Annotated in this window: 1 protein-coding gene; it reads right to left on the bottom strand. The window is 46.2% G+C overall.

Annotated features, from left to right (window positions below):
* Positions 1-1146: transposase (locus tag MTBBW1_RS27170; protein WP_139786941.1), on the bottom strand; the 1146-nt coding region annotated here is incomplete at both ends.

The following is a 1146-nucleotide window of genomic DNA, read 5'->3' as shown; positions in this document are numbered from 1 at the left end:
GGATAGCTCTTCCACTGGAATTTTAAACCATCGTTCCTTGAGTTTTTTTAGCTGCTTGTTTGCCTGATCAGCCGATCGGGTATGGAGTCTGAAACGTTCCCGATGGTTTCTTACTCGTTGGCGCTCTTTGCAAAACTCTTCAAAGTCAGTTTGAGAAATAGCCGAAACGATTTCAGAAATTGAATCCGGAGTTGGAATGAGTTCCCAGGCCCCGGATCGTTGAATGAGTCTCAACGTCGCTCCCTTTTGGCCTGTAGTTTTCAATAGTCTCCTTTTGAGCTCCCGGAACTCACTTTCCCGTTCGTTGTTTGTACGGGGAATATCCGGGTTGTCATAAGAATGAAAAAGCCCACTGGCGTAGTTGCCGGTTGTCTTACAAATATTTTTGGCAAAATCGGTTAAAATCGGATTTCCTTCCCCCTGTTTCTTTATAGATGCCAAATAAACGAAGAGTTCTGTTCTGACCGTTTCTGCGGTGCGGGGATTTTTTTCATCGACCTCAAGCAAATCGGAGATATCTTGTAACCATCCGGCAGCATGCTTGATGTCCGCATATTCATTTGATGCGTTTCTGAGGGCGATAGAAATAGCTTGCTGCAATTCCTGCAAACGGCTGTCAGGAATGTGGAGTATAAACTCATTGAGTTCCAAAGCCAGCTCTGTTAGGCGTTCAAACATCTCGATCCCGGCCAAGCGGAAAGGCGGACGGGTTTTGAGGGTTAACAAATAGCGCACTCGACGTATCAAGGCGTTAACAATATCCTCTTGTTCATTCCGGGTATTTGGGGGAGATATGATGGCGCTGTCCGGTTCATCTATTGAGGACGGAAGTATCCCGGTCACAGTCAGCACACGGCCTTGCTCCTCCCCATGATGTTCCGATCGGATAAGATCTCCAGCTTGATCTCGAACATTTTTGCGTAAAGACACTTTCATGCTTTCATCAGCATTGGCCACAGGTTCTGCTATATTACCAAGATAATGAGCTTGGCAATACGCATGAGGAGTATCCGGGAAAACGGTTTGGATTGCCGGTACAAGCCCTCTTTGTTTGTCACTCATAATTGAGGTCACATTGAGGTCGAGTTCTGCAATTGGCTTCAAAAAATTCTCAAATGTTGCTTGATCCTGTCCGCCAAGCCACCC

Origin of the sequence: Desulfamplus magnetovallimortis (genome assembly GCF_900170035.1) — a bacterium.
GTDB classification, from domain to species: Bacteria; Desulfobacterota; Desulfobacteria; order Desulfobacterales; family Desulfobacteraceae; genus Desulfamplus; species Desulfamplus magnetovallimortis.
This window is presented reverse-complemented; position numbering and strand designations above follow the sequence as displayed.